Raw genomic sequence first — 14,884 nt, forward strand, 5'->3', positions numbered from 1 at the left:
GGAAGTTCTTTCGCCGGGTATGGCCGAGTGCGCGACAGTCCGGAATGCGACGTCACCACCGCTTCTTACGCGTTCGCCGACGAGCTGCGCAACGGGTCGATCGACGGCGACGGTCCGGCGGATGCAAATGGCCTCCCCGACGTCTGGACCCGCCCGGCTGCCGCGCAATCGGCGCCGGCGCCCGACCTTCGTCGCCACGTGCTCCTCGCTCTCGGCCTCGATCGCCTTGCGGTGCAGGAAGCCGTTGATGCCGCCTCGCGGAACGCGACGGATCTCGCCGCCGAGCTCGTCGCAGCCGGCGCGACCAGCGAACAAGCGCTCGCCGACGCCTGCGCAAAGGCGCTCGACGTCCCGTTCGAAGCCTTGCGAGAGGGAGACCGGATCCTCGGCGCCAGCACGTTCCACGGCCTGCCGACGCCGCGTCTGATCAGAACCTGCAGCGACCGTCTCGACGTCAAGGTCTTCATGCTACCGCGGCTCGAAAGCCTCGACGCGATCGCCCGTCTGCTTGCCGCCCATCCGTCGCTTAAGGCGTTCGTCCGGATCACGACCCCGTCCATCATCCGTGGCGCGATCGATCGGCAGACGTCCCGCGACCGGCAGTCGGCGGCCGTGCTCAGCCTTTCCGCCACCCAGCCGGACCTGTCGGCCCGCCGTGTCATGACCGCTCCGCAGGCCGCATCGCTGATCCTCGCCGCCTGCCTCGTCGCGATCGCCCTCACCCACTCTCCGGGATTCTTCCTCCAACTCCTGCACGCGGGGGCGGCCATCCTCTTCGGCGCGTGTCTCGCCTTCCGCCTGGCCGCGATTGCCGGGCGGCGGCCGGTGGAGCGGATCGATCGGCCGGCGGCGGCCAACGAACCTTTGCCGGTCTATTCGATCCTGGTCGCGCTGCATCATGAGACGACCGTGGTGCCGAGGCTGGTCGCGGCGCTGTCGCGCCTCGACTGGCCGACGAGCCGGCTCGAGATCAAGCTGATCTGCGAGGCGGACGATGTCGATACGATTGGCGCGGTAGAGCGGGCGATCGCCGGGCGCCCGCATTTCGACATCGTGCTCGTGCCGCCTTGCGAGCCGCGCACCAAGCCGAAGGCGCTGAACTACGCCCTGCCGCTCGTGTCAGGCGAATTCGTCGTCCTTTACGACGCCGAGGACGAGCCCGATCCCGGCCAGTTGCGCGAGGCCTATCGGGCGTTCCGCTCCGGACCCGGCGACCTTGCCTGCCTGCAGGCACCGCTCGTCATTCGCAATGGCGACCGGAACTGGCTCACCGGCCTCTTCGCGCTCGAATACGCCCTGCTCTTCCGCCGGTTCCTGCCCTGGCTCGCGGCGCACGGGCTGCCGCTCCCGCTTGGCGGAACCTCGAACCACTTCGTCCGCGCCCGCCTGATCGCCGTCGGCGGCTGGGATTCCCACAACGTCACCGAGGACGCCGATCTCGGCCTCCGTCTCGCCCGCAAGGGCCATTCGGTCGGAACGATCACGCGGCCGACCTTCGAGGACGCGCCGGAACGCCTCGGCGTATGGACGAGGCAGCGCACGCGATGGATGAAGGGCTGGTTCCAGACCTATTTCCTGCACATGCGAAATCCGCGCCGCCTGCATGCCGAACTCGGGCTGAAGGGCGCGGCCTGCTTCCATTTGTTGTTTCTCGGCATGTTGACGCCGGCACTGGCGCATCCGGTGTTCCTGGCGATCGCCGGCCTTCTGGTTTTTCGCCTGCTCTGCGGCGCCATGACGATCGAGGCCTGCGGCCCGCTTTTGGCGCTCGACCTCTTCAACGCGGCCGGCGGCTATACGATGTTCGTCCTCCTGTCCGTGAGCGCGCTCGACCGGCAGGAGCGACGATCGCTGCCTTGGTTCTACGTCTTCCTGCCGCTCTATTGGGTGCTGATCGCCGCTGCGACGCTGCGGGCCATCGCGCAGCTTTTCGTCACGCCGCATAAATGGGAAAAGACGCCGCACGGGTTGGAATCGCGCATGGACGCAGGCGACCAGCGCTACCGCGTCGAGCCGAATTTCGACGGCCTGACCGCCGAAATTCGGCGGGCCAGATGCCAGCTTCAGAGGGGGGCGGAGAGCCAGGACCGACGTCCGGTCGGCGGGGACCAGTGAGACGTCCACGCGTGAGCGTCCTTTGGGCGTCCGAACGGAAGCACAAAGGACGCTCCAGGGTCTCGACTGCCAGTACATCCGTGGTCAGCAAGACCGGTCGCAAATCCAGATGGGATCCGACTTGCGCGGACCCCGATCATCCGCGCGAAGACTTGCGCGAGGCTGACCCGCCCATCGCCGCATCGCGCTTCGACGCCGGCGGCCAATCCGCCAGGGGAAGCTCTTCGCTGCCATTCAGGTCGGTGGCGGGTTCGCACTTGAAGCGCCGCAGGCCGAAGGTGACCTTCACGCCTCGGCCCACATCGTCGACGAATTGGCCGTCCGAGGTCCAGAGTTCGACCGTCACCTCGTCGCCGCTCCGAATACCCGCGCAGGCGAGGTTGATGCCCAGCTCTTCGATGACCGATTGAATGAGTTCCATGCCGAACCTCCTGTTTTGGAAGGAGATTCGGTCCGCCTGCAGGCTTGGCAAGGCGCGGGAGGGTAACGGGGTCAACGGAGCCTTAAGATGCGTGGGGCGCGGCATGACGCGACAGGCGCCGGCAGACGCTCGAGAAAAGGAGGCACCGAATCGGCCCAGACTTATCTCCGCCGTCGCCGGAGGCGCCTATCTTCGGGCCTTGCACTCGGGCGAAAGCCGCCCGTCACTTCGGCCGCGGCAGATCGGTGATGAGGTAGCGCTTGGCGAAGGCGATCTGAACGAGCGGAGCCATGGAACCTGTCCTTTGGTGATGACCAACGTCTGGACAGTGGAAGCGTCAGAGGCATTCAAAACGCGTGCGGCAGGATCGGTCCGGCACAGACGTGCCGAGCCTTGGCCGCGGCAGGCGAGCAACGAGACGGGCAGATACCTGAGAGAACCGGCGACATTCCCGCGACCCCGACAGGCTCAGTTCGGGAGTTTTTGGTGCCGGCGGAGAGGATCGAACTCCCGACCTTCGGTTTACAAAACCGCTGCACTACCGCTGTGCTACGCCGGCGCGGCGCAGCAGATAACATATCGTCGGCGGTTTTGCAGCCCGAATTTGCTCTGCCGGCACGCCGCCTTTGGCAGATTTCTCCGGCCGAGCTTGGCCTTTGGGCAGGCTGGCGCTAGGTGAGCGCCGGTGCGCGGTCACAGGTCCCGCCGCTTTTGACGAGATCAGCCGAGAGCATGTCGCGAAACTTCCAGTCCATCGCCTTCGTCGCCAGCGAGAACCCGCTCGCCCAGGAAGCCGCCCATCGTCTTTCGGCTCTTTACGGCAACGACGATGTCGATCAGGCCGACATCATCGTGGCGCTCGGCGGCGACGGCTTCATGCTGCAGACGCTGCACCAGTTCATGGACACGGGCAAGCCGATCTACGGGATGAACAAGGGCACGGTCGGCTTTCTGATGAACTTCTACCGGGAGGACGGGCTTCGCGAGCGGCTGGAGGCGGCCGTCGAGAACGTCATCCATCCCCTGGAAATGACCGCCTTCGACCAGGACGGAGAGCCGTTCGAATCGCTGGCGATCAACGAGGTCTCGATCTTCCGCCAGTCCTACCAGGCGGCGCGGCTGCAGATTTCGATCGACGGGACCGTGCGGCTGGAGGAGCTCGTCTGCGACGGGGTGATGGTGGCGACGCCGACTGGTTCCACCGCCTACAATCTCTCGGCGCAAGGGCCGATCATTCCGATCGACGCGCCGCTGCTCGCCTTGACGCCAGTCAGCCCGTTCCGTCCGCGCCGCTGGCGCGGAGCGCTGCTGCGCAATCGCCAGACGGTCGAGATCGTGGCCCTCGAATCGGAGAAGCGGCCGGTGAACGCCGTCGCCGACGCGACCGAGGTGAAATCGGTCGTGCGCGTCCTCATCCGCGAATCCCTTGAAGACAAGGCGATCATCCTGTTCGACCGCGATCATTCCTGGGACGAGCGGATCCTGGCCGAACAGTTCCGCTACTGAACCGCTGCCGCCGGACCGCAGGTAGCCCTCTCCCAAAGGACGGTACGGTGGCGCCGACCCGGGCGCGCGCGAATGCGAGCCCGCCGCGGCGTCGATAGGCCGTCAGCCGGCCAGGCGTGCGGTCAAGCCGCGAGCCTGCGCACCCGGTCCTTGGCCGCCTCGCAACTCGCCTCGCCCGCGATCCGGCGCAGGTGACGCATCACCTCTGTGAAACCGTCGAGACGGCGATGATCGCGGTCGCCGGCGGCAAGATGCTCGACGATGAGCCGCGGCACCATGTCAGAATCAGCGAGCTTCCCGCGCGCCACATTGCGCCAGAGCCCGACCGCCACCCGGAAGATGGGTGCGGCCGCCGACGGCAGCCCGCAGCCGGAGACGAGAGAGCGGAAGGCCGCCTCGCGGCCCTCAGCGACGACGGCCCGAACCCGGCGCTCCGACAGCGGCGAGATCTGCGCCAGAAGCGCGGTGAAGAGATCGATGTGGCCGAAGCAGACCGTCCTGATCAGGAGCGCCATGGTTACTTGGCCGCTCTCGCGCAGATGGTTCGCAAGCTGCGGCAGAGCCGCCTCCGCAAGCTCGTCGGCAAGCAGCCCGGTCGCATGCTCGCAGGCGTCCTGGACGATCGTCTCGGCCCGGCTCTCGCCGAGAAGATTGCGAAGGAGCGGCAGGCTTGCCAGCGCCTCGCCCGTCCGCAGGATCAGGGTCTGGCGCACAGCGCACGGCAGATCGACCCGATCCAGCAGTGCGCCGCGAATTTCCCCGTCCGCTCCGAACCGCTCGGCGATACGGCGAAACGCGGCATCCGTCAGGGCCGCGCCCTGGTTGTCGCAGAGCGCCAGGACGGCATCCTTTTCGGCGAGCTCGGCAAGCAGCGCCGCGACCGTCGGCGGCACGACGAATCGGGTCGCGATCGCCGCATGCAGCTTCGCAGACCCGGTCAGGACGAGATCGGCGAGATCGTCATCGCGAAGGCAGAGCGAGCGGCCGGCGACGAGGCAGGCGATCGGATCGGTATCGGCACAGAGCGAAAGGAGGATCGCAGACGGCACATCCAGGCCCTCGGCCAGGACCGCGGCGATCGTCTGGCGGACCTGCGGCGCGGGATCGTCCAGCATCAGCGTCAGCGTCTGCGTGACGATCTCGCGGTCCTCGGCCTCCAACTCCCCGTCGACGAGCGAAATGGCCAGTGTCTCGGCCGCCTCGACGCGCTGCCTGGTGGTGGCGGTTTCGGACCAGCGGGCGAATCGTTGCAGGATCATGACGCGGCGACCTTTGCATTCCGGGATGCTTCGCCCGTCAGTGTCGGATGCAAAGGTTTAGGTTTCGTTCACCATAATCCGGCGCGCACCCGCATCAGCGGGCTCGCCCGTCAGACATCGCTCGCGTCGGGCATCCTCGGCCGATGCATCTGGAAGACGCTGTCCGTCACCGCATAGTCGAGATAGCCGAGACGCGAGAGCGGCTGGGCCCGGCCCATGTCGATCATCCCGTCCACGAGGATGGAATCGTCGATATGGATGGCGACGACCTGGCCGATCACCACGGTGTTCTGCGAGGCCGTTCCGTCGAGCCCTTTTGGCTGGAACCACTCGGTCACGCGGCATTCGAGCGCCGCCGGACTTTCGGCGACGCGGGGGGCGGAGACGAGCCGGCACGGCGCCTCGGTGAGGCCGGAGAAGGAGAACTCGCTCGTCCCGAGCGGGGCCGGCGCCGACGTCCTGTTCACATGCTCGGCGAGCGGGCCCGTCGCGAGATTGACGACAAACTCGCCGCTCTCGATCGCCAGGCTCGCCGAATCCTTCATGCCCGCCGAGGAGAACATCACCAGCTTGGGCCGGTCGCTGATCGCGTTGAAGAAGCTGTAGGGCGCAAGATTGACCGTGCCCTCCTTCGACCGGGTGGAGATCCAGCCGATCGGACGCGGGGCGACGATGGCCTTGAACGGATCGTGCGGCAGGCCGTGCTCGTTGGTGTCCGTCGTGTAGAAGCGCATCAGCCTGCTTCTCCCGGGCCGCGGGCTTCCGAAACGATGTCCGCCAGCGCCGGACGCGGCCTGTCCGAAGGCGGCTCCTGCGGCGTGCCGATGTGAATGAAGCCGATCACCTTTTCCTCGGGCGCGATCGACAGGATCGCCTTGGCCTGCTCGTCATAGGCGACCCATTCGGTCACCCAATTGGCGGCATAACCCTTTGCATGGGCCGCGTTGACGAGGTTCATCGCGGCCGCGGCGCCGGACAGGACCTGCTCCCAGACCGGGATCTTCACATGCTCCCCGGCCCGCGAGATCACGCCGACGACGAGCGGCGCGCGGGTGAACCGTCCTCTTTCCACGCGCAGCCGCGTCTCGGTGGCGTCGGCCGCCTCGCGCCGGGCGACGAGATCGGCGAGCGCTTCGCCTATCCTTGCCGCCGCTTCCCGCCGATAGAGGATGAAGCGCCAGGGCGCGAGCTTGCCGTGATCGGGCACCCGCGCGGCGATGGTCAGGATCTCGTCGAGCTCCGCCCCTTCCGGCGCGGGTTCGGCGAGCATCGGGATCGGGATCGAACGGCGGGTGGACAGCAGCGTGATGGCGTCGGTCAAGGGCAGCATCCTTCCTTCATCGGCCTGCAGCTAACCCTCATCGGGCAGCTTTTCAATTCGCTGCGAAGCGCCCGCATGCGGCACGGCCGTTCTTCCTTGCCTTGAATTTGTCCCGCATCTCGGGTCAAGGATAGTCGAAGGGGGAATGTGTTACGGGGATCGGCATGTCACCGCTGCCATGCGGACTGAAAATCGCGACCATTGCGAGCCTGATGCTCGCGACGTCGGTTCCTGGCCTTGCACAGGACAATACCGGCAGGCGCGGCTTCTTCGACGGCGGCCTGTTCGGCGACGGCAAGCCCGACAAGCCCGGCGCCTACGTCTCCCCCTCCGCCAACGAGCTTCTGCCCAATGCGCGCGATGTCGGCGCGCCCCCGATCCGGCCGCTGGACAAGTACGAGCCGATCGCACTTCCGAAGCAGCCAGGCATCCCGACGGCGCCGAAGATTGATCTTCCGGGACTTCCCGCCTACGCACCGCAGCCCAATCCGCAGCGGGACGTCATGCGGTCACGCTCGCGCCTGACGCTGCAGGCGAAATTGACGAATGAAGGAACGCTCGTGCCCGGCGGCCTGGTCTGGCGGCTGTTCGCGGCGATTCCATCGCTCGACGGACGCCCTTCCATGGTCGCCTCCTCGGAGAACGGCACCGCCGATTTCGACATCCCGCCCGGCTCCTATGTCCTGCATGTGGGCTTCGGGCGGGCGGGCCTCGTCAAGCGGATCGACTTCACCGGCGTCAGGACCCGCGAAACCGTGGTGCTCAACGCTGGTGGCCTGAAGCTCGACGCGGTGGTGGGAAATGGCGGCGAGGCCCCCGCAACCCGCCTCAGCTTCGACATCTATTCCAATGCCAAGGACGAATCCGATCGCAAGCTGATCGCCAGCGACGTTCCCCCCGGAAGGGTCGTGCGGCTCAACGCCGGAACCTATCACGTGGTCTCCAGCTACGGCTCGGTGAACGCTTCCGTGCGGGCCGACATCCGCGTCGAGGCCGGCAAGATCACCGAGGCGACGCTCCAGCAGCGGGCGGCTCAGGTGACATTGAAGCTCGTGCGCGACCATGGCGGCGAGGCGATCGCAGACACGGCCTGGTCGATCAGCACCAGTTCCGGCGACGTCGTGCGCGAGAGCGTCGGCGCGTTTCCCTCCATGGTGCTCGCCGAGGGGGAATACCTCATCGTCGCCAAGAACCGCGACAAGGTCTACCAACGGCCCTTCACCGTCCACTCCGGCGAGAACACCGACGTCGAGGTGCTGACATCGGACGTGTCGGCGCCGGACGGCGCCGACGAGAGCTCCGGCGACTGATTTTCGACGTGGCTCTTGCGCGCAGAGGCGGTCGCCGCGCCCAGCCGAGCTGCTCCGATCGAAGCGCCGTGCGAAAAAGTGGAAACCGGTTTCTCGGCCATCCGGAGCGTCACCAAGGTGATCGCGAGCATCGAGCGATGCCGATTCGTCGCCTGATGCTCTAGCCTTTGCCCGCGCTCCCGCCGGCCCTCAGGCGGCGCGCAGCCGCGCGATGCGGAACCGGCCCCGCTGCTCGCCGGCCAGCTCGTAGACGGCGTCCCGCAGATGTTCGGTCAGAAGCTTGCGGTCGCCGATCGCGGCCAGTTCCTCGAACGGCATCACGCGCCCGATGGTCAGGCGGATCGCGCGGCCGTACATGCGGCGGAACTCGCCGATCAGAAGACCGACCCGCAGCGACATCGACCATTTGCTGATCAGGTGGAACAGCGGGCCGCACTGGCCGTGGAAATGGATCGGCAGGACGGCGGCGCCGCCGGTCTGGATCAGGCGGGCGGTGAACAGCTTCCAGGGCAGGTCGTCGGCCGGGCCGAACACCCTGTCGGCCGTAGCGACCCCGCCGGCGGGAAAGACGACGATGGTGGTCCCCGACGCGAGCAGGCGGATCGCCTCCTTGCGTGTCGCCATGTTGAGCGCCAGCGCCTCCTTGGTCTCCTCGAAGGAGACCGGCAGGCCGTAGGCGGCCATTTCCGGGATCTTCATCAGGTCGTTGTTGATCAGGATACGGAACGGCCGCTCCAGCCGTTCGGCGGTGGCGAGCAGCGCCGCGCCGTCGCCGATGCCGAACGGGTGGTTGGCGATCATCACCAGCCGCTCGGGCAGGTCCTCGGGCGCCGGAAGCTGGCCGGTGCAGTCGAGCCGGATCCGCATCAGGCTGAGCATCTCGCGGAAAGCCGTCGGCGACCCGTTGCCCACCCGTGCGCGCCAGATGCCGTAGAGGCGGGACAGGCGCTTGCGCCCGGACAACTGCTCGATCGAACGGATGGCGTATCGTTTCAGGAGACGGTCGGTCGGTCTCGCATAGGTGAGTTCGGGATAATCTCGCATGCGCCGCAGCCGGTACGATCTGGACTTTGCCAGCGCGTATCCGAGATCGATGACGCGGCGATGACGGGCGGCCGCCCGTCATCCATGTTCTATCATCACAGCTTCATGCCGCCATGAAGCCTTGCCGCGGCGCCGAGCGGCGCACGCGGCGGGTCGTCAGGCGGCCGCGTTCTGGCGGGCCGTCCGGCGGCGCCGGACATCCGGGGGCAGCGCCTCGTCCGTCAGCGCTGCAACGGCATCGGGCAGGCTCGCCGAGCTTTGGTCGCGCGACCCGAGCCGGCGAATGTTGACCGTCCGCTCCTCGGCTTCGCGCTTGCCGCAGACGAGGATCACCGGCACCTTGGCCAGCGAGTGTTCGCGGACCTTGTAGTTGATCTTCTCGTTGCGAAGATCGAGCTCGACCTTGAGCCCGGCCTCGCGCAGCTCGGCCGCGACCTCCTCGGCATAGGCGTCGGCATCCGAGGTGATGGTCGTGACCACGGCCTGCAGGGGCGCGAGCCAGAGCGGCAGGTGCCCGGCATAGTTCTCGATCAGGATGCCGAGGAACCGCTCCATCGAGCCGCAGATCGCCCGGTGGATCATCACCGGCTGCTTCTTCTCGGAATCCTTGTCGATGTAGAAGGCGCCGAAGCGCTCCGGCAGGTTGAAGTCGACCTGGGTCGTGCCGCACTGCCATTCGCGGCCGATGGCGTCGCGCAGGGTGTATTCGAACTTCGGCCCGTAGAACGCGCCCTCGCCCGGCAGGATGCCGGTCTTGATCCGTCCGCCGGATTCGGCCGCGATCTGCTCCAGGACCTTCGACATGATCGCTTCGGCATGGTCCCAGTTCTCATCGGAGCCGACGCGCTTCTCCGGGCGGGTCGAGAGCTTCACCGTGATCTCGTCGAAGCCGAAGTCGGCATAGGTCGACAGGATCAGGTCGTTGATCCTCAGGCATTCAGCGGCGAGCTGCTCCTCGGTGCAGAACACATGGGCGTCGTCCTGCGTGAAGCCGCGCACGCGCATCAGCCCGTGCAGCGCGCCGGACGGCTCGTAGCGGTGGACATTGCCGAACTCCGCATAGCGGATCGGCAGATCGCGGTAGCTCTTCAGGCCGTGCTTGAAGATCTGGACATGGCCCGGGCAGTTCATCGGCTTGATCGCGAAGACCCGGTGATCGGCCTCCTCGTCGTCCGGATGGGTGAAGGCGTGAGCCGACTTCACCGCGAACATGTTCTCCTGGTACCAGCCCCAGTGGCCAGAGGTCTCCCACAGCGACTTGTCGAGGATCTGCGGCGCGTTGACCTCCTCATAGGGACCGTCGAGACGCCGGCGCATATAGGAGACGAGGGTCTGGAACATCCGCCAGCCGCGCGAATGCCAGAAGACGACGCCCGGCCCCTCCTCCTGGAAGTGGAACAGGTCCATCTCGCGGCCGAGCCGGCGATGGTCGCGCTTCTCGGCCTCCTCCAGCATGGTGAGATAAGCCGACAGCTGCTCCTTGGTCGCCCAGGCGGTCGCGTAGATGCGGGTGAGCATGGCGTTGTTGGAATCGCCGCGCCAATAGGCGCCGGCCACCTTCATCAGCTTGAAGGCGTCGCCGATCTGGCCGGTCGAGGCCATGTGCGGGCCGCGGCACAGATCGAACCAGTCGCCCTGGCTGTAGATCTTGACGTCCTCGCCCTCGGGGATCGCGTCGACGAGTTCGACCTTGTAGGCCTCGCCCTTCTCCGCGAAGACCGCCTTCGCCTTGTCCCGCGACCAGACATCCTTCTTGAAGGGCGCGTTGCGGCGGATGATCTCGGCCATCTTCTTCTCGATGACCGGCAGGTCCTCGGGCGTGAAGGGCTGGTTGCGGGCGAAATCGTAATAGAAGCCGTTCTCGATGACCGGGCCGATCGTCACCTGCGTGCCCGGCCAGAGCTCCTGCACGGCTTCGGCCATCACATGGGCCGCGTCGTGGCGGATCAGCTCCAGCGCTCGCGGGTCGTCGCGGGTGATGATCTCGATCGCGCCGCCATGGCCGACGGGATCGGAAAGATCGCGCACCTCGCCGTCGAGCGCATAGGCGACGGCCTTCTTGGCGAGCGACTTGGAAATGCCGGCGGCGATCTCCTGGCCGGTCTGACCGGCGGAAACCTCGCGGCGCGAATTGTCGGGAAATACGAGGGAAACGGCCTCGGCCATCTTGTCTCTCCTGTTCCAGTCCCGCCTACGAGCGCGGGTGGGATTGTCCGTGAGCGCCCGAACGGGTCATAAGCTCGCCGCCGGTATAGGTGGAAGATTTGAGCGGCTCAAGCGAAAGGCTGACGATGACTGACACGGATCCGAAACTCGCAAGTGACTGGACTCCGCCGCAGCGGATCCGCCCGATCGCGATCGCGCTGATTTGCGACGGCAACCACGCCCTGTTGATGGAGGTCCGTGATCACACCGGATTGCTGAAGGGCTTTCGCCCGGTGGGAGGCGGCATCGAATTCGGAGAGACCGCCGCGCAGGCAGTCGCGCGCGAATTTCGCGAGGAACTTGGCTGGGAACCGCTCGACCTCAAGCTTCTGACGGTCTGTGAGAACCTGTTCAAGCACAACGGATCGGCCGGGCACGAAATCGCCTTCGTTTTCCAAGGCAAGCGACCGGACGAGGCGCCGCCCGCCGATCGCGAGACCAGGATCGATTTTCAGGATCACGGGGTCGCGACATCGATCCGATGGGTTGGCCTGCCGGAGCTTCGAAGCGCTCCCCTGTTTCCGGACGAGATGCAAGCGTTCCTCCGCACGGCAATCGCGGAGGGCTGATCAATCCGGGACGTTGTCGATCCCCGACGTGCCGAACGGTCCGCATTTGGCGACGCGCTTCGCCGAGAGCCAGCCGCCGCGCAGGAGCCCGTGCCGCGCCACCGCCTCATAGGCATATTCGGAGCAGGTCGGCAGATGCCGGCAATGCCCTCCGACGAGCGGCGAGAAGGTCAGCTGATAGAGCCGCACCAGCCCGACGCCGAGAAGGCGCCCCGGCGTCTTCGGCCAGGGGCCGGTATAGTTGCGGGAAGGATGAGGCGCCATGCCGGTTCGCTGGATCGGCGGGATCGGTCGTGGGATCGGCCGGATCCCGCGCCCTCAGGCCGCCGCGCTGTCGCGGCGGCGCTCGATCTGGTCGAGGCAGTCAACCACCGCGTCGAAGGTGAGGAGCGTCGAGGCGTGCCGCGCCTTGTAGTCGCGCACGGGCTCCAGATATTTCAGGTCCGCAAAGCGGCCCTCCGGCGGCGCGCCGTTCTCCTTCAGCATTGCGCGCATGCGCTCGCGCACCTCGCGCAACTCCTTCGGCGTCGCGCCGAGAATGTTGCGCGCCATCACCGATGAGGAGGCCTGGCCGAGCGCGCACGCCTTCACCTCCTGCGCGAAATCGGAGACGACGCCATCCGTCAGCTTCAGATCCACCGTCACCGTCGAGCCGCAGAGCTTGGAATGGGCGGTCGCGCTGGCATCGGGCAAGTCGAGCCGGCCGATCCGGGGGATGTTGCCAGCGAATTCGAGGATCCTGGCATTGTAGACGTCGTCGATCACGAGATCACCACACTGGTTTTTCGCCGGCGGGCTGTTACTGCCCGTTTCCTCCGACTATATAGGCGGCTGGGTGGCGCTTCGAAAGTCGGAGACCGTCGACGGTGCGTCCGCGAGGAGTTTGCCGGCACCGCCGGTTCAGGAACGACGAGAACGAGAAGCGTGATTAAGAACCCGATCGCAAACAGCGACGATCGGCCGGTTTCGGCTCCCGATCATCATTCGGAATGGATCGCCGCGCGGATTCCGACCAGAGCGAGACGAGACACCATGGACGCCGTCGTGAAGAAATTCCCGGACCTTGCCGAGGATCGGCGCACCGACCGGCCAAGTCGCGCCGAGGCGGAGGCAGCCGTCGATACCCTTCTGCGCTGGATCGGCGAGGATCCGAGCCGCGAAGGCCTGCGCGAGACTCCCGCCCGCGTGGTGAAGGCCTATGAGGAACTGTTCGGAGGCTACAAGCTCGAGGCGGGCGACGTACTCGGCCGCACCTTCAAGGACGTCTCCGGCTATGACGACATGGTGCTCGTCAAGGACATCGACTTCCACTCGCACTGCGAACACCACATGGTGCCGATCATCGGCAAGGCGCATGTCGCCTATCTGCCGGAGGACCGCGTCCTCGGCCTATCGAAGATCGCCCGCCTGGTCGACATCTACGGCCGGAGGCTTCAGACGCAGGAGTCGATGACGGCGCAGATCGCGGCGGCTCTCGTCGGCGTGCTGCGGCCGCGCGGCGTCGCGGTTCTGATCGCGGCCGAGCACATGTGCATGTCGATGCGCGGCATCCGCACCAAGGGCTCGCTCACGATCACCTCTTCCTTCCAGGGCGCCTTTGCCGAGGACTCCGCGCTGAAGGATCGCTTCCTCTCCCTCTCCGGCCATCGATCGTGACGCAGACGAGCTTTGCTGATCCCTCCGCCGAACCGTCGGTTCAGGAGGAAGGCGACGAACTGCGGCCGCGCTTCGACGCGGCAGGCCTCGTGACGGCGGTGGTCACCGACCATGCCTCGGGCGAATTGCTGATGGTCGCCCATATGAACGCCGAGGCGCTGGAGCTGACGCTCGAGACGCGCAAGGCCCATTATTGGTCGCGCTCGCGACAGGCGCTCTGGAAGAAGGGCGAGACCTCGGGCGGACTGCAGACGGTTCGCGAAATGCGCCTCGACTGCGATCAGGATGCCGTGTGGCTGCGCGTCGACGTCGCGGTTCCCACCGAGACCTGCCACACCGGCCGGTCGACCTGCTTCTATCGAACGGTTGCCGATGACGGCCACACGCTTAAGCTGGCCGAAGGCGTAGCGTGCCGGTCTTAACCGGATGGTCAAGGGTCCAAGCCAGACTGTACCTTCGAACGAAGGACAGCCGGGACGACGCAAGATGCTCGACCGCGTATTCGGGTGGCGGGAAGAGCCATCCTCGATCAACCCAGTCCGGCTCTCCGTACCGCAGGATGGAGCTCCCGGAATTGCCCTAGCCCTCGGCGGAGGGGCAGCCCGTGGCTGGGCGCATATCGGTGTCCTCAAGGCGCTCGACGAAAGCGGCATCCGCGTCTCGATGATCGCGGGCACCTCGATCGGCGCGCTGGTCGGCGGGTGCTATCTCGCCGGCAAGCTGGACGAACTGGAGGCCTTCGCCCTCTCCCTGACCCGGCGCGGGCTGATCCGCTTCCTCGACTTCCGCTTCGGCCGCGGTGGCCTGATCGGCGGTCTGCGCCTCAGCCGGCGACTGGCGGTGGAGCTTCAGGACATCCGCATCGAAGACCTCGACCGCCGGCTGATCTGCGTCGCATCGGACGCGCAGACCGGCCACGAGGTGTGGCTGGATTCGGGGTCGCTGGTCCTGGCCATGCGCGCATCCTATGCGCTGCCCGGTGTGTTCGAGCCGGTCGTCTGCGGCGGCCGGAGGCTGATGGACGGGGCGCTGGTCAATCCAGTGCCGGTGAATGTGTGCCGCGTCTTCGAGCACCAGATGGTGATGGCGGTGAACCTCCATTACGATTTGTTCGGCCGAGCCGCGGTTCTGCGCATGCGGGCGGAGGACGACGGTTTGCACGAGGCCGGAGCGGCAGGCGCCCCGGCAGCCTCGGAGCCCCGTGCGGAAGCCTCGGCGAAGCGGCGCGAGAAGCTCGGCGTCACACGCTCTATGGTCGACGCCTTCAACATCATCCAGGACCGGATCTCGCGATCGCGCCTGGCCGGCGACCCGCCGGATTTGTCCTTGCAGCCTAGGGTCCGCGACATCGGCCTTTGGGAATTTTTCCGCGCCGAGGAAGCGATCGCGATCGGCTACGAGACGACGATCAGCCGCATCGCCGATATCCGCCGCATGGTCGAGGCGCACGCCCTCACCGTCAACGACTGAGGCTTGCC

15 protein-coding genes and 1 tRNA gene are annotated in these 14,884 nt (G+C 66.6%); 7 read left to right on the plus strand and 9 right to left on the minus strand.

What is annotated here, in order from left to right; translation table 11 throughout:
- Positions 1-27 precede the first annotated feature (27 nt).
- Positions 28-2,115 (plus strand): glycosyltransferase family 2 protein, encoded by a 2,088-nt coding sequence (locus LH400_RS22095; RefSeq protein ID WP_229155637.1) that lies wholly within the window; start codon positions 28-30, stop codon positions 2,113-2,115.
- Positions 2,116-2,251: 136 nt separating this feature from the next.
- On the opposite strand, the gene LH400_RS22100 is transcribed toward LH400_RS22095, so the two are convergent.
- The gene (locus LH400_RS22100) at positions 2,252-2,611 is read right to left on the minus strand and encodes a hypothetical protein (protein ID WP_229155638.1); all 360 of its coding nucleotides are present in this window, start codon (positions 2,609-2,611) and stop codon (positions 2,252-2,254) included.
- 409 nt (positions 2,612-3,020) lie between these two features.
- A tRNA-Thr gene (locus LH400_RS22105) sits at positions 3,021-3,095 on the minus strand.
- Positions 3,096-3,268: 173 nt separating this feature from the next.
- Between LH400_RS22105 and LH400_RS22110 the strand changes: the two genes are divergently transcribed.
- Entirely contained in the window at positions 3,269-4,042 is a 774-nt protein-coding gene (locus tag LH400_RS22110) for an NAD kinase (RefSeq protein WP_229155639.1), read from the plus strand.
- Between the two features lie 122 nt (positions 4,043-4,164).
- On the opposite strand, the gene LH400_RS22115 is transcribed toward LH400_RS22110, so the two are convergent.
- The 3 genes from LH400_RS22115 to LH400_RS22125 all read right to left on the minus strand — a co-directional run bounded on the left by LH400_RS22115 (position 4,165) and on the right by LH400_RS22125 (position 6,622).
- Positions 4,165-5,301, minus strand: coding sequence for a DUF2336 domain-containing protein (locus tag LH400_RS22115; RefSeq protein WP_229155640.1), 1,137 nt, complete (start codon positions 5,299-5,301; stop codon positions 4,165-4,167).
- Between the two features lie 110 nt (positions 5,302-5,411).
- On the minus strand, positions 5,412-6,035 hold the full coding sequence (locus LH400_RS22120; RefSeq protein ID WP_229155641.1) for a flavin reductase family protein: 624 nt from the start codon (positions 6,033-6,035) through the stop codon (positions 5,412-5,414).
- Positions 6,035-6,622 (minus strand): nitroreductase family protein, encoded by a 588-nt coding sequence (locus LH400_RS22125; protein WP_255618203.1) that lies wholly within the window; start codon positions 6,620-6,622, stop codon positions 6,035-6,037. The genes LH400_RS22120 and LH400_RS22125 overlap by 1 nt, the downstream gene beginning before the upstream one ends.
- Positions 6,623-6,786: 164 nt before the next feature.
- Between LH400_RS22125 and LH400_RS22130 the strand changes: the two genes are divergently transcribed.
- A complete protein-coding gene (locus LH400_RS22130) occupies positions 6,787-7,932 on the plus strand; it encodes an RgsD C-terminal domain-containing protein (protein WP_229155642.1) in 1,146 nt (381 codons plus the stop codon).
- Positions 7,933-8,121: 189 nt separating this feature from the next.
- On the opposite strand, the gene LH400_RS22135 is transcribed toward LH400_RS22130, so the two are convergent.
- Positions 8,122-8,976 (minus strand): lysophospholipid acyltransferase family protein, encoded by an 855-nt coding sequence (locus tag LH400_RS22135; RefSeq protein ID WP_229155643.1) that lies wholly within the window; start codon positions 8,974-8,976, stop codon positions 8,122-8,124.
- Between the two features lie 156 nt (positions 8,977-9,132).
- Entirely contained in the window at positions 9,133-11,142 is a 2,010-nt protein-coding gene (gene thrS / locus LH400_RS22140) for a threonine--tRNA ligase (RefSeq protein ID WP_229155644.1), read from the minus strand.
- Between the two features lie 125 nt (positions 11,143-11,267).
- On the opposite strand from thrS, the gene LH400_RS22145 reads away from it, so the two are divergent.
- A complete protein-coding gene (locus LH400_RS22145; RefSeq protein WP_229155645.1) occupies positions 11,268-11,750 on the plus strand; it encodes an NUDIX hydrolase in 483 nt (160 codons plus the stop codon).
- On the opposite strand, the gene yidD is transcribed toward LH400_RS22145, so the two are convergent.
- Together yidD and LH400_RS22155 are read right to left on the minus strand one after the other, a co-directional pair.
- Positions 11,751-12,014 (minus strand): membrane protein insertion efficiency factor YidD, encoded by a 264-nt coding sequence (gene yidD, locus LH400_RS22150; protein WP_229155646.1) that lies wholly within the window; start codon positions 12,012-12,014, stop codon positions 11,751-11,753. It lies immediately after the preceding gene.
- A 54-nt stretch (positions 12,015-12,068) separates the two neighbouring features.
- Positions 12,069-12,515 carry an iron-sulfur cluster assembly scaffold protein gene (locus tag LH400_RS22155; protein WP_229155647.1) on the minus strand — a complete coding sequence of 149 codons (447 nt, stop codon included), beginning with the start codon at positions 12,513-12,515 and terminating at the stop codon, positions 12,069-12,071.
- 267 nt (positions 12,516-12,782) lie between these two features.
- On the opposite strand from LH400_RS22155, the gene folE reads away from it, so the two are divergent.
- From folE to LH400_RS22170, 3 genes are all read left to right on the plus strand, one after another.
- Positions 12,783-13,406: a GTP cyclohydrolase I FolE gene (folE, locus tag LH400_RS22160; RefSeq protein WP_229155648.1), complete on the plus strand. Its 624-nt coding sequence runs from the start codon at positions 12,783-12,785 to the stop codon at positions 13,404-13,406.
- Positions 13,407-13,465: 59 nt separating this feature from the next.
- Positions 13,466-13,828 carry a phosphoribosyl-AMP cyclohydrolase gene (hisI, locus tag LH400_RS22165; protein WP_229155748.1) on the plus strand — a complete coding sequence of 121 codons (363 nt, stop codon included), beginning with the start codon at positions 13,466-13,468 and terminating at the stop codon, positions 13,826-13,828.
- A 64-nt stretch (positions 13,829-13,892) separates the two neighbouring features.
- On the plus strand, positions 13,893-14,876 hold the full coding sequence (locus LH400_RS22170; RefSeq protein WP_229155649.1) for a patatin-like phospholipase family protein: 984 nt from the start codon (positions 13,893-13,895) through the stop codon (positions 14,874-14,876).
- The last annotated feature ends 8 nt before the right edge of the window (positions 14,877-14,884 follow it).

Source organism: Jiella soli, assembly GCF_020615385.1.
Classification (GTDB): Bacteria; Pseudomonadota; Alphaproteobacteria; order Rhizobiales; family Rhizobiaceae; genus VKMB-3413.